The organism is Rudaea sp., assembly GCF_057139185.1.
Genome location: NZ_DBNHDN010000016.1, coordinates 53304 through 70368, shown reverse-complemented (window position 1 = coordinate 70368; position 17065 = coordinate 53304). Strand labels below are relative to the sequence as shown.

Annotated in this window: 13 protein-coding genes; 7 read left to right on the top strand and 6 right to left on the bottom strand. The window is 65.3% G+C overall.

Annotated elements, in window-relative coordinates; translation table 11 throughout:
• Positions 1 to 68: 68 nt before the first annotated feature.
• On the top strand, positions 69 to 2036 hold the full coding sequence (locus tag AC16HO_RS06355) for a CocE/NonD family hydrolase (RefSeq protein ID WP_395641223.1): 1968 nt from the start codon (positions 69 to 71) through the stop codon (positions 2034 to 2036).
• Here the strand turns inward: AC16HO_RS06355 and AC16HO_RS06350 are convergent, their stop codons facing one another.
• The 6 genes from AC16HO_RS06350 to AC16HO_RS06325 form a co-directional block, all read right to left on the bottom strand.
• A complete protein-coding gene (locus AC16HO_RS06350; RefSeq protein WP_395641222.1) occupies positions 2037 to 2402 on the bottom strand; it encodes a gamma-butyrobetaine hydroxylase family protein in 366 nt (121 codons plus the stop codon).
• A 13-nt stretch (positions 2403 to 2415) separates the two neighbouring features.
• Complete coding sequence (locus AC16HO_RS06345; RefSeq protein WP_395641221.1) at positions 2416 to 3054, bottom strand: hypothetical protein; 639 nt, start codon at positions 3052 to 3054, stop codon at positions 2416 to 2418.
• A gap of 154 nt (positions 3055 to 3208) precedes the next feature.
• On the bottom strand, positions 3209 to 4537 hold the full coding sequence (gene hslU / locus AC16HO_RS06340; RefSeq protein ID WP_395641220.1) for an ATP-dependent protease ATPase subunit HslU: 1329 nt from the start codon (positions 4535 to 4537) through the stop codon (positions 3209 to 3211).
• A 91-nt stretch (positions 4538 to 4628) separates the two neighbouring features.
• A complete protein-coding gene (hslV, locus tag AC16HO_RS06335; RefSeq protein WP_395641219.1) occupies positions 4629 to 5168 on the bottom strand; it encodes an ATP-dependent protease subunit HslV in 540 nt (179 codons plus the stop codon).
• A 156-nt stretch (positions 5169 to 5324) separates the two neighbouring features.
• Entirely contained in the window at positions 5325 to 6317 is a 993-nt protein-coding gene (locus AC16HO_RS06330; protein ID WP_395641218.1) for a FecR family protein, read from the bottom strand.
• A gap of 166 nt (positions 6318 to 6483) precedes the next feature.
• Positions 6484 to 8337, bottom strand: a complete 1854-nt coding sequence (locus AC16HO_RS06325; protein ID WP_395641217.1) for a sigma-54-dependent Fis family transcriptional regulator — start codon at positions 8335 to 8337, stop codon at positions 6484 to 6486.
• Positions 8338 to 8571: 234 nt separating this feature from the next.
• Between AC16HO_RS06325 and adh the strand changes: the two genes are divergently transcribed.
• From adh to AC16HO_RS06295, 6 genes are all read left to right on the top strand, one after another.
• Positions 8572 to 10092 carry an aldehyde dehydrogenase gene (adh, locus tag AC16HO_RS06320; RefSeq protein WP_395641216.1) on the top strand — a complete coding sequence of 507 codons (1521 nt, stop codon included), beginning with the start codon at positions 8572 to 8574 and terminating at the stop codon, positions 10090 to 10092.
• A gap of 139 nt (positions 10093 to 10231) precedes the next feature.
• Positions 10232 to 11425, top strand: coding sequence for a porin (locus AC16HO_RS06315; protein WP_395641215.1), 1194 nt, complete (start codon positions 10232 to 10234; stop codon positions 11423 to 11425).
• 25 nt (positions 11426 to 11450) lie between these two features.
• On the top strand, positions 11451 to 13172 hold the full coding sequence (locus AC16HO_RS06310; RefSeq protein WP_395641214.1) for a methanol/ethanol family PQQ-dependent dehydrogenase: 1722 nt from the start codon (positions 11451 to 11453) through the stop codon (positions 13170 to 13172).
• Positions 13173 to 13277: 105 nt separating this feature from the next.
• A complete protein-coding gene (locus tag AC16HO_RS06305) occupies positions 13278 to 14498 on the top strand; it encodes a c-type cytochrome (protein WP_395641213.1) in 1221 nt (406 codons plus the stop codon).
• A gap of 17 nt (positions 14499 to 14515) precedes the next feature.
• On the top strand, positions 14516 to 14914 hold the full coding sequence (locus AC16HO_RS06300; RefSeq protein WP_395641212.1) for a DUF779 domain-containing protein: 399 nt from the start codon (positions 14516 to 14518) through the stop codon (positions 14912 to 14914).
• Complete coding sequence (locus AC16HO_RS06295; protein ID WP_395641211.1) at positions 14911 to 17055, top strand: TonB-dependent receptor family protein; 2145 nt, start codon at positions 14911 to 14913, stop codon at positions 17053 to 17055. The genes AC16HO_RS06300 and AC16HO_RS06295 overlap by 4 nt, the downstream gene beginning before the upstream one ends.
• The last annotated feature ends 10 nt before the right edge of the window (positions 17056 to 17065 follow it).

Here is a 17065-nt window from a genome sequence, read left to right as displayed (position 1 = left end):
CCTCCCCTCTGCTAGTCTAGCGCGGCTCGCGGCGTTTGCCGCGCGGTTCTCATGTGCAGACGACCGGAATGAAAGTACCGCCCCCGAATCGATCACGCCGGCGCTTCGGCCAGTTCGCGATGGGCACGTTCGCCGGCATGGCATCGTGGCCGTGGACGCAACCCCGGGCGGACGGTGCGGAACGCTTCGACGTCCGTGTCCTGCGCGACCAGATGGTGCGCATGCGCGACGGCGTGCACCTCGCCACCGACGTCTACCTGCCCGCCCGCGACGGCAAGCCGGTCGCGCAGCGCTTGGCGGCCATCCTCGAACGCACGCCATACGGCAAGACGATCGCCAGCCGCTCCGAGCGCACGCCGGACAATCCGCAACCGAAGTCGCGCGCCGAGGTCGCGGAATTCTTCGTGCGCCGCGGCTACGCCGTGATCTACCAGGATTGCCGTGGCCGCTACGGTTCCGAAGGCAGGTTCGTCAAATACCTCGCCGACGGCAACGATGGCTACGACACCTGCGCCTGGATCCTCGAGCAGCCATGGTCGAACGGCCGCATCGGCACGATGGGTCTGTCCTACGCGGCACACACACAAGGCGCGCTCGGCAGTGCCGGTGCGCCTGGCGTGAAGGCGATGTTCCTCGATTCGGGCGGCTTCGCCAACGCCTATCAGGGCGGCATTCGCCAGGGCGGCGCGTTCGAACTCAAGCAGGCGACCTGGGCATTCTCGGAGGCCGCCGAGAGCGCGCAGATCCGATCCGACCCGAGCAAGCTCGCCGCGTACAAGGCCATCGACATCAAGCATTGGTTCGCGCGCCTGCCGTGGCACCGCGGCGACTCGCCGCTCGCACTCGCGCCCGACTACGAGAGTTACCTGTTCGAGCAGTGGCAGCATGGCAACTTCGATGCGTACTGGAAGCAGCTCGGCATCTACGCCGAAGGTTTCTACGACCAGTACTGCGATGCGGCGATGGTGCACATGTCGTCGTGGTTCGATCCGTATCCGCGCACGGCGACGCAGAACTATCTCGGGTTGAAGAAGCGCAAGCGTGGACCGGTGCGCCTGATCCTCGGCCCGTGGACGCACGGCGACCGCCAGCTGACCTATGCGGGCGATGTCGATTTCGGCGCCGAGGCGACGCTCGACGGCCATCTTGCACCGGACTTCCTCACCCTGCGCCTGCGCTGGTTCGACCGCTGGCTCAAATCGATCGCGAACGGCGTCGACGAGGAAGCGCCGGTACGCATCTTTGTCATGGGCGGCGGCAGCGGGCGCAGGAATGCCCAAGGCCGCATGCAACACGGTGGCCGCTGGCGCAACGAGCGCGACTGGCCGTTGCCGGGCACGCGCCTCGTGCCGCACTACTTGCATGCAGACGGCTCGCTGACGGACGCGCCGCCGCAGATCGATGCCGCGTATCGCGAATACCGCTACAACCCCAGACATCCGGTGCCGACGATCGGCGGTACGGTGACCTCGGGCAAACCGGTCATGGTCGGCGGCGCGTTCGACCAGCGCGAGGCGCCGCAGTTCTTCGGTTCGACCGCGCCGTATCGTGCGCTCGCCGAGCGCGAGGACGTACTCGTGTTCCAGACCGAACCATTGCGCGAGGATGTCGAAGTCACCGGCCCGCTCGTGTTCGAGCTGTGGGTGTCGTCGGATTGCCCCGACACGGATTTCACCGCCAAGCTGATCGACGTGTATCCGCCGAACGAGGACTATCCACATGGCTACGCGATGAACATCACCGACGGCATCCTGCGCCTGCGCTACCGCGATTCCTGGGAGAGGCCGACGATGTTGAAACCTGGAGAGGTATACAAAATCCGCATCGAGGCGTTCCCGACGTCGAACCTGTTCCTGCGCGGACACCGCCTGCGCATCGACATCTCGAGCAGCAATTTTCCGCACTTCGACGCAAATCCCAACTCGGGGGAGCCGGAGGGCATCGCCGAGCATCCGCGCATCGCCACGAATCGCCTTTACCTCGACCGCGCGCGACCCTCGCACGCACTGCTGCCGGTCATTCCCGCGCGGCGCTGATCAGCGCTGCGGCGCGCGCGCCTTGCCTGCCGCGGCGAGTTCATCGAGATAGGCCTGCCATTTGGCGGCCTGGTGCTTACCGAGATCGTGGAGCACGCTCCACGAATAGATGCCCGTGTCGTGGCCATCGTCGAAGCGCAGCAGCACGCCGTACTGGCCGACCGGCGCGATCTCGACGATGTTGACGTTCTGCTTGCCGTGCTGGAGCACGCGCTGGCCGGGCCCGTGGCCCTGGACTTCGGCACTGGGCGAATGCACGCGCAGGTATTCGCACGGCAGGCGGAAGGTCTCGCCCGTGTCGAACGCGACCTCGAGTACGCGCGAAGCGCGATGCAGGGTGATGTTGGTCGGCCGCGGCGCGCTCATCGCCAACCCCGCGTCACGACGCCGGCAGGGCTTCGGGCGGCAATGGAACCGGCGGCACACCGGCGATGCGCGCGAGCAGCAGCATGTACGCGGTGCCGAACGCGATCGAGCCGATCGCGGGGAATTCGTAGGCACCCGTGTCGGGATACCAGTTGGCGTTCGGATCGACTTCCTGCAGCACCAAGGCGTCGGGTTCGGCACCGGTGAGGCGGCCGACGTAGCTGATCTCGCCGGCATCGGCGTCGTCGAGCATGTTGAGCGAGATCAGCGGCGTCACCGAAGCTGCCGACTGCGCGATCGTCTGCCAGTCGGCAAGGTCGATCTCGGGCAGCGCCGGCAATGCTTCCTCGTTGAGATTGAGCGCGCGCTCGACGAACTCGCGGCCCGGGTCTTCCTCGACGTGGCTGACATCGGACAACGCGATCGCGAGAAAGCCGTCGAAGCGCATCGCATCCGACACCTCGGCGATCAGCGCGAACTCGGTCGACATGCCGATCACGTAGCCGTGGGTCCAGCCCGGAGAAATCTTCTCGCGCATCACGCGCACGGGCACGCGTCCGTCGAGCGCCTCGCGCAGCTGTGCGCGCGCGCCGCGACCGCGAAACTGGACGACGTTGTTTCCGCCTTCGCGGTGGTGGTTGATCGTTGCCATTTCTATACTTGTATAAAAACCATCTAACGCAGATTTACGCGGATAAAAGGCCGACAAGAGCGGATTGAGCGAAGTTCTAAGAAGGCCATTTTCCGATCGGCCATATCCGCTTTGATCCGTTTTTATCCGCTCTGATCTGCGTTAAGAATCGTCCCTACAAAATGTAGCGGCTCAAATCCTGATCCTGTACCAGCGCCGCAAGATGCTCGTCGACGTACTTCGCATCGACGACAAACGTCTGCCCGCCCCGGTCCGGAGCCTCATAGGATATCGTATCGAGCAACCGCTCCAAAACGGTGTGCAGCCGGCGCGCACCGATGTTCTCGGTGCGTTCATTGACCTGGAAGGCGATCTCGGCGAGACGACGCACGCCGTCGTCGCTGAATTCGAGGGCGACGTTCTCGGTCGCGAGCAGCGCGCTGTATTGCTTGGTCAGCGCGCTGTGCGGCTCCCGGAGGATGCGCTCGAAGTCGTTCGCCGACAGCGCCGACAGCTCGACCCGGATCGGAAAACGGCCCTGCAGCTCGGGAATCAGGTCCGAGGGCTTGGCCAGCGAGAACGCTCCCGAGGCGATGAACAGGATGTGGTCGGTCTTGATCAGGCCGTGCTTGGTCGACACGGTCGAGCCCTCGACCAGCGGCAGCAGGTCGCGCTGCACGCCCTCGCGGCTCACGCCCGCGCCACCCCATTCGCCACGCTGCGCGACCTTGTCGATCTCATCGATGAAGACGATGCCGTTCTGCTCGGCCGCCTCGATCGCCTGCTGCTTGATTTCCTCGTCGTTGACGAGTTGCGCCGCCTCCTCCTCGATCAGTAGCGGACGCGCGGCCTTGATCGCGAGCTTGCGTTTCTGCGTCTTGTTGCCGGCCATCTGCGAGAACATGCCGCGCAGCTGGTTCGTCATTTCCTCCATGCCCGGCGGCGCCATGATCTCGACACCGACGTTGACCGCCGTCTCGATCTCGATCTCGCGTTCCTCGAGCGCGCCCTCACGCAACTGCTTGCGCAGCTTCTGGCGCGTATCGGTGTCGAGCGACTCCGGCGGCGGCTGGTCCCAGCTCGACGCGCGGCGCGGGATAAGCGCATCGAGAATGCGTTCTTCGGCCCGGTCTTCGGCCTGCGACTTGACCTGGTTCTTCGCCGCCTCACGCGCCATCTTCACCGCCGCGTCGGCGAGGTCGCGCACGATCTGCTCGACGTCCTTGCCGACGTAGCCGACCTCGGTGAACTTGGTCGCTTCGACCTTGATGAACGGTGCGTTGGCGAGCGCCGCGAGCCGACGCGCGATTTCCGTCTTGCCCACCCCGGTGGGGCCGATCATCAGGATGTTTTTCGGGGTGACCTCGTTGCGCAGCGCCGGATCGAGCTGCATGCGCCGCCAGCGGTTGCGCAGCGCGATCGCGACCGCGCGCTTGGCCGCGTTCTGGCCGATGATGTAGCGATCGAGTTCGTTGACGATTTCGCGGGGGGTGAGTTCGGACATGGCTGTGGATTGTGAACGGTGGGCGGCAAGCAGTGAAGGGAAAAAACGCGGCGGCGCGACGGATTGGCTCTTCCCGCTCACCGCTGACGGCTCACAGCTCTTCGATCGTGATGTTGTGGTTGGTGTAGATGCAGATGTCGCCGGCTATGCCGAGCGCCTTCTCGACGATCTCGCGCGCGCCGAGCTGCGAGTGCTGCAGCAGCGCACGCGCCGCCGCCTGCGCGTAGGGGCCGCCCGAACCGATCGCGATGAGGCCGTGCTCGGGCTCGAGCACATCGCCGTTACCCGAGATCAGCAACGACGCATCCTTGTCGGCCACCGCCAGCATCGCCTCGAGCCGACCAAGGCGGCGATCGGTGCGCCAGTCCTTGGCCAGTTCGACCGCGGCGCGCGTGAGGTTGTTGCCGTATTTGTCGAGTTTCTGCTCGAACAGCTCGAACAAGGTGAACGCATCGGCCGTCGCGCCGGCGAAGCCGGCGAGCACTTCGCCCTTGGTGCCGAGGCGGCGAACCTTGCGTGCGTTGGCCTTGACCACGGTCGCGCCCAGCGTGACCTGGCCATCGCCACCGATGACCACCTTGCCGTCGCGGCGCACCGAAACGATTGTTGTGGCGTGGAAACTGTCGTGCATGACGCGTTCTCGAAAATCTGCCGACCCACCGATATGTGGACTCCGCGGCGGATTCCAAGCATCGTCCCGCGTGCGCTGTGGATGCGCGCGCGCGGAGCACCTGCGCCTGCGGTTTTGCCCGTTGCCGTGCGCTGCCGCAGGCGCAGGTACTCCGCGTCAGCGCCGCAAATACAATCGTGTTTCCCCCTCGGACGACTTCTCCACGCGAATCGGCAACGCGCTTTGCAGAGCATGCAGCAGCGCATCCGTGTCGCCGATGCGGAAGTCGCCACTGATCTGCAGCATTCCCAGCGAATCGTCGACGATCACGAGACGAGGGGGACCGTAACGGTTCACTTTCGCCACGACATCACGCAACGGGGCGGCTCGGAACACGAGGTGGCCGCTGCTCCAATCCGTCACCATGGCCAGATCGGCGACCGTCTGCTTGCGCCACGTTGTAGCGCTGGAGATGAACTGATCGCCTGGCGCCAGCTCGACCGCGGCGCCGTCGCGATCACGGGTCACCGTGGCGCGACCGCTGATCAGGGTGATCCAGGTGTCGGCGGCGTCGCTGCGGATATCGAAGCTCGTGCCGAGATCGGCGATGGTGATGTCACCGCTGCGTACGTGGAACGGATGTCCCGGTTCGTGGGCCACGTCGAACAACGCCTCTCCGCGCATCAATTCGACCTCGCGCGAGCCACCCTCGACGCGGACGCGAACGCGGGTGTCCGTGTTCAGCGTCAGGTGCGAACCGTCTTCGAGCGTAAGTTCGCGCTGCTCTCCCGGCGCGGTCGAATAGTCGCGCGACGCCGTCATGGAGCGACCGGGCCATGTCGACCGGACGCCGAACGCGACGCAGGCGGCAGCGGCAGCGACTGCGAGCGCACCACCCCAGACCAGGGCGGAACCGTACCCTGGCAGCGCTTCGGTCCCGCCCGCCTGCCCGTGTCGACGGCGCGCGTCGCGCTCGTGCGGAAGCAAATCGAGAGAGTCCCAGAAACGTTGCGTCTCCGAATAGGCGTCGGCATGTTCCGCCGCGGCTGCGAGCCAGGCTTCGAAGGCACGGCGCTCGTGGGCCGAACAGTCGTAGGCGCGCAGGCGCACGAACCAGACCTCGGCCTCGGCCTGGATCGCGGCAGTCGACGATGACGGGCGCTGCTTCATCTATGACAGGAACGCATCGTGCCGATCCATCCCACAGCGCGCGCCGGCAGGTCGCCAGCGCATGCGCAATCCGGTTTTCTACCGTACGCGGCTGCGTGGCGAAACGCAACGCCATGCCGGCCACACCGGGGATCGCGCGGCAGCGGAGGAGTCCGCGCCGGACGGCTCAGCCCAGCCGCCGATAAAGCGTGCTGCGGCTGACCCCCAGGCTGCGCGCCGCAGCTGAGACATTGCCGGCGTGTTTTTCCAGGGCCTGACGCATCGCCCTCTCGGTAATTTCGCCCAACGCGACCAGAGTGTCCGCAGCGAGTGTCCGCGCGTCCGCTTCCACCGGCGGCGGTAACTCGTGGAACATCGCCGGCAGGTCGTGCGTTTCGACCCGGCCGCCCGGCCCCGCGAGTGCGACCAGTGTGCGCAACGCGCCCGTAAGCTGGCGCAGATTTCCGGGCCAGGAATAGTGCGCAAGGATGTCGAGCGGGCCGGGATCGAGGCGCGTGGGCGTGCCCGCGGTGAGTCGATTCCAGAAGATTTCGATCAACTCGCGACGATCGGGATACTCGCGCAGTGCCGGAAGGTTGACCGTGTAGTGCGCGATGCGGAAGAACAGGTCCGAGCGGAACTGATCGAGCGCTCCAACCTTGAGATTGCGGTTGGTCGCTGCAATCACGGTGAAATCGACCTTGGCCGGCTTGCCGCCACCGAGTGGTGTGACCTCGCGCTCCTGCAATACGCGCAGCAATCGCGTCTGCGCGGCGAGCGGCATGTCGCCGATCTCGTCGAGGAACAACACGCCGCCGTCGGCCTCCCGCAGCATTCCCTTCGCCCCGTGACGCTTCGCCCCGGTGAACGCGCCTTCCTCGTAACCAAACAATTCCGACTCGATCAGACTCTCGGGCAGACCTGCGCAGTTGACCGCGACGAACGGCATGTTCCCGCCGCCAAGGCGACGATGCAGTTCGCGCGCGAACACCTCCTTGCCGGTGCCGGTTTCCCCGAGCAGCAGCACCGACATGCCGGCGCGCAACACGCGCTCGGCGCGGTCGAGTTCGTGTTTGAGTCGCGCGTCGAACACGCCAATGTTGCCGCCGGCCGCCGATGCGGGCCGTGCCGGTCCGGCCGTGGCCGGACGATGTTGCTGTTCGTCCACGCGCACGAAGATCGGCTTGTTGAGATGGTCGCGCAGGCCGGCCTCGCCATGCAGCGATTCGAGCCTGGCATCGAACAATTCGTTGAATTCCCTGCGCCCGATGTCGCCGCGCACGAGATTGACCGCGCCGAGGCCGTGCCGGTTCGCCGCGACGAGGCGCCCGTCTTCGAACACCAGAATGCCTTCCTGCGGCGTACCGAGCAGACCGGCATCGCGTTGCACGCGCAGCACACGGCAATCCGGGAAATCACGCTCGAACAGGCGCCGTTCGATCTGGTCGACCGCGAAGCGCACCATGCCCAGCGCGTGCGTGTGATGCACCGACGACTCGCCCGACAGATCGAGCACGCCGGCGATCTTGCCGAACGGGTCGATGATCGGCACGGCCGAACAGCTGAGCACGCGATGCGGCGCGAAGAAATGTTCGGGGCCGCGTACCTCGATCGCGCGGCCCTCGATCATCGCCGTACCGATCGCGTTGGTACCGGTGTGGTTCTCGTTCCACGGCACGCCGGGGCGCAGCGAAACGCGTGCCGCCTTGTCGAGGAAGTCGGCGCTGCCGAGCGCCTCGAGGATCATGCCATCGGGCGAAGTCAAAATGACGATGCTGCCGGTCGCGCGCGCATCGGCGTACAGCGCGCGCACTTCGGGCAGACAGATACGGCGCAGTTCCTCGTATTTCTGGCAGACCTCGCGCAATGCGGTAGCGGCCAGAGGCTCGACGTTGGGACGCTCGTGCTCCGACAGACCAAGCCCCGCACAACGCTGCCAGGAACGCAGGATGGTGGCGGGCACGAGCCCACGCGGCGCATCGCCTTCATCGAAGAACCGATGGCGAGCGGCTTGGATGCGATCCAGAACAAAATCGGTCATGGAATTCCATGTGTCGCAATTTGCGACAGTTGTCTCTGGCGGGTGCACCGAGTCTGGACACAATTTCCGGGCGAATGCAACAAGCCATCTGCAACGTGCGTTGCGCACCGCAGCAACGCACGGCCAAGTGCATTTCTATACAAGTATCCTGACGTTGCTGCACCGCAATAGCTGCGGCCGTTGGCACGCTGCGTGCTCTACGCAGACGCCCACCAACCTGGAGCCTCACGCGTCATGACCAAACTCGAGCAGCAACATCTTGCGGTGCAAGTTCCGTTCAAGGCCCGCTACGAAAACTACATCGGCGGCAAGTGGCTCAAGCCCGTAGCCGGTCGCTATTTCGACAACGTCACGCCAGTCACCGGACAGGCGTTCTGCGAAGTCGCGCGTTCGGACAAGGACGACATCGAGCTCGCGCTCGACGCCGCGCACAAGGCAAAGACGGCCTGGGGCCGCACCGCGCCGGCCGAGCGCGCGAACATCCTCAACCGCATCGCCGACCGCATGGAGCAGAATCTCGACCTGCTCGCGCATGCGGAGACCTGGGACAACGGCAAGCCGCTGCGCGAGACGCGTGCCGCCGACATTCCGCTCGCGATCGACCACTTCCGCTACTTCGCCGGTTGCATCCGCGCGCAGGAAGGCTCGATCGGCGAAATCGACCACGACACCGTCGCCTACCAGTTCCACGAACCGCTCGGCGTCGTCGGCCAGATCATCCCGTGGAACTTTCCGATCCTGATGGCGGCATGGAAGCTTGCGCCCGCACTCGCGGCGGGCAACTGCGTGGTGCTCAAGCCGGCCGAACAGACTCCGGTCGGCATTCTGGTCTGGGCCGAACTGATCGGCGACCTGCTGCCGCCCGGCGTGCTCAACATCGTCAACGGCTTCGGCCTCGAAGCGGGCAAGCCGCTCGCATCGAGCCCGCGCATCGCCAAGATCGCGTTCACCGGCGAGACCACGACCGGCCGCCTGATCATGCAGTACGCGAGCCAGAACCTGATACCGGTGACGCTCGAGCTCGGCGGCAAGTCGCCGAACATCTTCTTCGACGATGTCGCCTCGCGCGACGACGATTTCTTCGACAAGGCGATCGAGGGTTTCGTCATGTTCGCCCTCAACCAGGGCGAGGTCTGCACCTGCCCGAGCCGCGCGCTGATCCACGAATCGATCTACGACAAGTTCATGCAACGCGCGATACAGCGCGTCAACGCGATCAAGGCCGGCAACCCGCTCGACCCGGCCACGATGATCGGCGCGCAGGCTTCGAGCGAACAGCTCGAGAAGATTCTCTCGTACATCGACATCGGCAAGCAGGAAGGCGCGAAGGTGCTGACCGGCGGCGAGCGCAACGTGCTCGGCGGCGATCTCAAGGACGGCTACTACGTCAAGCCGACCGTGTTCGCCGGCAGCAACAAGATGCGCATCTTCCAGGAGGAAATCTTCGGCCCGGTCGTCTCGGTAACGACCTTCAAGGACGAAGAGGAGGCGCTGCACATCGCCAACGACACGCTGTACGGCCTCGGCGCCGGCGTGTGGAGCCGCGAAGCGAATCGTTGCTACCGCTTCGGCCGCGAGATTCAGGCCGGGCGTGTGTGGACGAACTGCTACCACGCCTATCCCGCGCATGCAGCGTTCGGCGGCTACAAGCAGTCCGGCATCGGCCGCGAGACGCACAAGATGATGCTCGACCACTACCAGCAGACCAAGAACATGCTGGTCAGCTACTCGCCGAAGAAGCTCGGGTTCTTCTAGGTCCGGGGCCGGGGGATGCAGGAAGGAAGACGCGGGCTCCGGCCCGCGTCGTGGACGTGTTTGGTCACGAAACGGCAACGCGCTGCCGCGCTGCCGCGACAGAACAGATTTTTCCAACAACTACTGTCTGGGAGGAAACGTGTACGCGCCATCAACACCATCTAAGCAATTCCGGCGAGCGCCTCGCCGACTGATCCACGCAACCGCCCTGGCTGCGGCACTGGCCGCAGCGCAGGCCGGCGCCGTCGAGATTCAGTCCGGCGACTGGACCGTCGATGTCGGCGGCATCGTCAACGCCTACGCGACCAGCGTCAGTTGCTCGGGCGACGCGGTCGGCGGTCCGGCAATTGCCGGGCGTGGGCTCGGTTGCAGCGGCGAAAGCAGCAAGACGACGATCGGCAACGGCCTGTTGCCGAGCGGACTCGTCACCAAGTTCAAGACCAGCCAGGATGGCCTCGAGATCGGCGGCACGATCGGCATCTATGCGGCCACGGCGACGTCATCGGGCCTTGCCGCGAACAGCGGGGTCGACGTGCGCCAGGCGTTCTTTACGATCGGCACCGCCGAAGCCGGCACGCTCAAGATCGGCCGTGACTACGGTGTGTTCGGCTCGAACCCGATCCTCAGCGACATGACCCTGCTCGGCGCCGGCGCGCCGGTGCAGGGCACGCAGCGCGGCCGCGTCACCCTCGGCCACATCGGCGCGGGTTACACGTATCTCGGCACTTACGGCCAGATGACCTACGTCTCGCCTGTTATCGGCGGTGGCTTCACTTTCACCGGCGCGCTGGTCAGCCCGGTCGACAGCGGCGTTTACGCCTCGCAGGCGGGACCGCAGTACCAGGCCCAGCTCGCCTGGGCGGGCAACGGCTTCAAGGCGTGGATCGGCGCCAAGATGCAGCACTTCGCCGATGCCGGCGCCGGCACCGGCGGTTTCGCCGAAACGGCCGCCGAGATAGGCGCCTCATACAGCGCCGGGCCGTTCGCCGTACTCGCCAACTACCAGGAGGGCAAGGGTCTCGGCATCCTCTCCGATGGCGATCAGGGGCCGGTCAAAGGCCGCAACTACTTCCTGCAGGGCACGTACAAGGTCAGCGACAAGCTCAAGTTCGGCATCAACTACGGCGAGAGCCGCAACCAGGACGACAACGCGCGCAATACGGCGCTCAATGCCTCGTTCAAATCGAACGCCAACCTCACTGCGGGCCTCTACTACGGCCTGACCAAGAGCATCACCCTCGCCGGCGAACTCGGCGACACGCGCTCGAAGGACTACCTGGGCAACACTGCCAAGATGTTCGGCGGCTCGTTCGGCGGAATCATTTTCTTCTGATCACCAATCCTCGGGAGCAATCAACATGATCAAGCAAGTCATCAAGACGTCCTCGTTGCCAGTCGCTTGCACCTTGGCACTGGCACTGTTCGGTTCCGGCAGCGCCGTCGCCGATCCCGGCGCGTATCAACCAGTTACCGACGCGCGCCTGGCCAATGCCGCCAAGGACGACGGTTGGCTGATGTATCGCCGCGACTGGTCCGGTAGCGGCTACGCGCCGTTCAACGACATCAACACCGGCAACGTCGCCAACCTCAAGCCGGCGTGGGATTTCAAGAACGAGCTCGAAGGCCATGACGTCGGTCACGAAGCACCGCCGATCGTCAACGGCGACTACATGTTCATCACCGGGCCGCGCGGCAAGCTGTGGGCATTCGAGGCGGCAACGGGCAAGCCGTTGTGGAAATACGAGCATGACCTCAGCAACACCGGCCTGAAGACGGTGTGCTGCGACATCGTCAACCGTGGCGTTGCTTTGTACGGCAACAACGTCTATCTGGCCACGCTCAATAACGACATCGTCGCCCTCGACGCGAAGACCGGCAAGGTCGTGTGGAAGAAGACGCTGGAAAAGCCGGACCTCGGCTATGCCATCACCCAGGCGCCGCTCGTTGCCAAAGACAAGGTTCTGGTAGGTATCTCCGGCGGCGAATACGGCATTCGCGGCTACATCACTGCTCTCGACGCCAAGACCGGCGCAACGCTGTGGAAACGGCACACCACCGCAGCACCGAACGAACCAGGCGGCAATTCCTGGCCCAAGGGTGCGTACAAGACCGGCGGCGGCGCGCCGTGGCTGACCGGCACCTACGATCCCGGTACCGACACGTTGTTCTGGGGTGTCGGCAACCCCGGGCCGTGGCTTGCGACAATGCGTCCCGGCGACAGCCTGTATACCGATTCGGTGCTGGCGCTCGATCCCGCCACCGGCGCGATCAAATGGTATTACCAGTACACGCCCGGCGACACCTGGGACTACGACGGCAGCAACGAACAGGTGCTGACCGACATCACCTATGGCGGCAAGTCGTACAAGGCGCTGGTCTCCGCCAGTCGCAACGGTTGGCTGTACGTGATCGATCGCACCAACGGCAAGCTGATCTACGCCGAGAAGTTCGCCCATGCGACCAGCGTCAAGGAAATGAAGGACGGCAAGCCGGTGACCGACGACAACCTGCGCCCGACGCTCGAGAAGGAGGTCTTCACCTGTCCGAGTTTCCTCGGCGGCAAGAACTGGTGGCCGGTGGCGATCAATCCGGAACTGCACTCGGTGTTCATCCCGACCCTGCACACCTGCATGACGATCAAGGGTGCGCCGGCGACCTACAAGGCGGGACTGCCCTACCTCGGAGCCACGTTCCGCGTGTTGCACGACCCGGACAACAAGAACTGGGGATCGGTGCAGTCGATCGACCTCGATACCGGCAAGCAGGTCTGGTCGTTCCCGTCCGAACTGCCATGGAACAGCGGCATGCTCGCGACGGCCGGGGGACTAGTGTTCTCCGGATCCGCGGACGGGTATCTGTATGCGTTCGACGCGAAGACCGGCAAGGTCCTGTGGAAGAGCCCGCAGGCCACCAGCGGCTTCCTCGGCGTGCCGAGCACTTGGCGCGTGAACGGCAAGCAATATGTCGGCATCTGGGCCGGCTGGGGTGGCGGTACACCCATCTGGGGTGGCGAGATGGCCGAAGACCCGAAGGTCAAGGCCATTCCGAGCGGTGGTCACCTGTACGTGTTTGCCCTGTGAGCCCGCGCTAGTCGGGCATCCGAGCCACGCCGGCGCCGATCGCCGGCGTGGTCCGTTTTCATCACCAGCCACCAGGTTTCCAAAATGTTCCAAAGCATCCACGACATGACTCCCCCGATCCGCGCGCTGCGCCGCATTCTTGTGGCCTCTGCCGCGCTGGCACTGTTGGTTGGCGCGAATCGCGCGCACGCCGACGACATGCGCTTTTGCATCGACAAGGCGAGTCCTTCGGTCGCAATCGACGCAGACGTCGCGCGCGCCGTCGCGACCCAGCTCGGCGCACGACCGGTGCTGTACGAATACAGCGGCCAACCCAAAGGCGACGATCCGGATTTCGATCTGCGCGCCTACAAGGGACTGCTCGCCGAGCACTGCGACCTCGTGCTCGGGTTTCCGTACGACGCTTCCAGCGGCTCCTTGCCGAAATTCCTCACCGCAACGCCGCCCTATGCCATAACCGGTTTCGTGCTCGTCACGCACAAGGGCGATCCACGCACGAAACTCGCCAAATTCGCAGCGGGCAGCAAGGTCGCCGTGGCGTACAACACGCTGCCCAATCTGTACTTTCCACACCATCCCAATCTTGTGCGCGAGATCCGCGCCGATGACGACGATGTCGTCGCCGCTCTCGAACATCGCGACGTTGTCGCCGCCATGATCTGGCGCCCCGGCGTGGTCGGCGCACTGCAACGGGCCAAGGCGGTGGCGAAGTACGAGTTCCACCCGCTCGACGACGCCGGCACGTCGTGGCCGCTGGTGGCCTTGCACGGCGACAAGGGCGCAGAAGCCGCGCGCCGCTTCGAGCATGCCATTGCCGTGTTGCGCGACAACGGCGGGCTCGCCAAATTCCTGCGCGGCTACGCCGATGTGGCGCCCGCTGCGACGGGCAGGCGCGGTGCCGAGCCGACGGGCTTCAACCATGCACGCCGCCACGCGCAGGGCCCGGCCACATCGACTTGCGCTGCGAAGTCCACCGGCAAGCGCAGCGTCGCCAACTACACCGCAGAGCAGGCCGCGGCCGGCCAACAGTTGTTCGAAGACAAATGCTCGATTTGCCACGGCAAGAACCTGGAAGGCCGCAATGGCCCGATGCTGAAGGGCAAGATGTTTTTTTCTGCCGAGGCGAAGCACACACTAGGCGAAATTTTCACGATCGTCGTACAGAATATGCCCGCCACGGCCCCGGCTACACTGCCGCATGACCAGTACGAAAAAATCATGGCCTACATCCTGCAGGTGAATGGTTTTGGGCCCACCGGCTCGGCGTTGACTTACGAGGACGCCAAACAGTCGAAGGCACTGTTGGTCTACAAAGACTCGAACTGAACACCGAGAAGGGCACCATGGGGACGACCAGCAAGCATGAACTCGACACACGCCAGGTCATCGCCACACCCGCAGCTATTGCCCTGATCGATACGCTGCGCAAGGAAAATGGGCCAGTGCTGTTCCATCAATCCGGCGGTTGCTGCGACGGCTCCTCGCCGATGTGCTATCCACGCGGCGAATTTCTCGTCGGCGACAGCGACGTGCACCTCGGCGAGATCGGCGGCGTGCCGTTCTACATCAGCAAGCCGCAGTTCGAATACTGGAAGCACACGCAGCTGATCATCGACGTCGTCGAAGGTCGCGGCGGCATGTTCTCGCTCGAGAACGGTCGCGGCGTGCGCTTTCTCGTGCGCTCGCGCCTGTTCGAGGATGCGGAGATCGAACTGTTGCGTGAACGCGGGAGACTGGGTTGAGCGCATCGCGTGCGTCTTCGCCTCGCGCGCCGCGCCCGCACGGGCGCTCCGCCCTGCTCGCCGTGCTGGCCTGCGCTCCGGTCTTCGCCGACGAACCCGCCGCGGTCGATCTGCCCGACATCGTCGTTACCGCGACGCGCGGCGAACGCCCGGCGTTCGAGGTTCCCGGCGCGATCGACGCGGTCAAGGTCGAAGCCGGCAGCTCGCTCGGCATCAATCCATCCGAATACCTGCAAGGCATTCCCGGCCTGCTCACGCGCGACCGGCAGAACTACGCGCAGGACGAGCAGATCTCGATTCGCGGTTTCGGCGCACGCTCGACCTTCGGCGTGCGCGGCGTACGCCTCTACGTCGACGGCATCCCGGCGACGATGCCCGATGGCCAGGGGCAGGTATCGAACTTCCCGCTCGGTTCGGCCGAGCGCATCGAGGTGCTGCGAGGGCCGTTCTCGGCGCTGTACGGCAACTCCTCGGGCGGCGTGATCCAGATCTTCACCGCCGACGGCGGCGACCATCCCGAGCTGCGCTTCGATGCGGCCGGCGGCAGCTACGGCACGCTGCGCCTCGGCGCGAACGCGCGCGGGCGCGTAGGCATCGTCGGCTACAACATCGACCTCTCGCAGTTCCACACCGACGGCTACCGCGGGCACGGCTACGCCGAACGCAGCAACGGCAACGCCAAGTTCAGCGTCGACTTGGGCGAGGGGCGCAAGCTGACGCTGCTCGCAAACGCGGTGGCGCTGCCGAATGCGGACGACCCGCTCGGCTTGACCCGTGCGCAGTTCGAGGCCGATCCGCGCCAGCCGGTCACGAGCGCGGCGCAGTTCGACACGCGCAAGAGCGTGCACCAGCAGCAAGGCGGCGCAATCTACGAGCAGTCGCTGGGCGATTCGCAGAGTCTGCGCGTGCTCGGCTACGCCGGTCATCGCGACGTCGAACAGTACCAGTCGATCCCGGTGGCGACGCAGAAAGCGCCGACCAGCCCCGGCGGCGTGATCGACCTCGACGGCGACTACGGCGGCGGCGACGCGCGCTGGAGCTACCGTGGCGTCCTCGCCGGCCGGCCATTGGATGTGTCCGCCGGGGTCAGCTACGACCGCCAGAACCAGCATCGCCAAGGCTACAACAACTACCTCGGCACGATGCTCGGCGTGAAAGGCGTACTGCGTCGCGACGAGCAGAACCTCGTGTTCAATTTCGACCAGTATGCGCAGGCCACCTGGAGTTTCGCCGAGCATTGGCTCGCCAGCCTCGGCGCACGCCACAGCGAAGTGAAATTCTCCGCCGCCGACCACTACATCGCGCCGGGCAATCCCGACGACAGCGGCCGCGCGAACTACGCGGCGACGACGCCGGTCGCAGGCCTGCTCTACCGCGTGAACAGCCAATGGCATCTCTACGCTTCCTACGGGCGCGGCTTCGAGACGCCGACGTTCAACGAACTCGGCTATCGCCCCGACGGCAGCGCCGGCATCAACTTCGGCCTCGTGCCCGCGCGCAGCCGCAACAGTGAAGTCGGATCGAAATGGCGCTTTGCGGGTGGCGAATTCGATGTCGCCGTGTTCAACGCCAGCACGCGCAACGAAATCGCCGCGGCCACCTCGAGCGGCGGTCGCACGACCTATCAGAACGTCGATCGTGCGCGCCGGCGCGGTGCGGAATTCAAGCTCGACCTGCCGCTCGCCGCACGCTGGCACGCACAGTTCGCCTACACGTATCTTGACGCGAAATTCCTCTCGCCGTTCCTGACCTGCCCGGCGGCGTCGACCTGCACGAAACCGAACACGCCGGTCGCCGCGGGGGCGCGCATCCCGGGCGTGCCGCGCTCGAACCTCTACGCCGCGCTGCGCTGGGGCGAAGCACTCGGCTGGAACGCGACGATCGAAGCGAACGCCGCAAGCGCGACGCCGGTCAACGATCTCAACAGCCAATACGCGCCGGGCTACGGCACACTGTCGCTCGGCACCGGCTACGTGTTCGAGACCGCCGCGACGACCGTTTCCACGTTCCTGCGCGTACAGAACCTGTTCGACAAGAACTACGCCGGATCGATCATCGTCAACGAGAGCAACGGCCGCTACTTCGAGCCGGCGCCGGGATGCTCCGTGTTCGGCGGCGTGCACGTCACCTGGAAGCAATGATCCGATCTTG

Bases quoted from the DNA above. Each gene is read 5' to 3' on its own strand.
- AC16HO_RS06300 (WP_395641212.1), top strand. From the start codon at position 14,516: ATGGGGACGACCAGCAAGCATGAACTCGACACACGCCAGGTCATCGCC.
- AC16HO_RS06355 (WP_395641223.1), top strand. From the start codon at position 69: ATGAAAGTACCGCCCCCGAATCGATCACGCCGGCGCTTCGGCCAGTTC.
- AC16HO_RS06350 (WP_395641222.1), bottom strand. From the start codon at position 2,402: ATGAGCGCGCCGCGGCCGACCAACATCACCCTGCATCGCGCTTCGCGC.
- hslU (WP_395641220.1), bottom strand. From the start codon at position 4,537: ATGTCCGAACTCACCCCCCGCGAAATCGTCAACGAACTCGATCGCTAC.
- AC16HO_RS06310 (WP_395641214.1), top strand. From the start codon at position 11,451: ATGATCAAGCAAGTCATCAAGACGTCCTCGTTGCCAGTCGCTTGCACC.
- AC16HO_RS06325 (WP_395641217.1), bottom strand. From the start codon at position 8,337: ATGACCGATTTTGTTCTGGATCGCATCCAAGCCGCTCGCCATCGGTTC.
- AC16HO_RS06330 (WP_395641218.1), bottom strand. From the start codon at position 6,317: ATGAAGCAGCGCCCGTCATCGTCGACTGCCGCGATCCAGGCCGAGGCC.
- AC16HO_RS06305 (WP_395641213.1), top strand. From the start codon at position 13,278: ATGACTCCCCCGATCCGCGCGCTGCGCCGCATTCTTGTGGCCTCTGCC.
- adh (WP_395641216.1), top strand. From the start codon at position 8,572: ATGACCAAACTCGAGCAGCAACATCTTGCGGTGCAAGTTCCGTTCAAG.
- hslV (WP_395641219.1), bottom strand. From the start codon at position 5,168: ATGCACGACAGTTTCCACGCCACAACAATCGTTTCGGTGCGCCGCGAC.
- AC16HO_RS06345 (WP_395641221.1), bottom strand. From the start codon at position 3,054: ATGGCAACGATCAACCACCACCGCGAAGGCGGAAACAACGTCGTCCAG.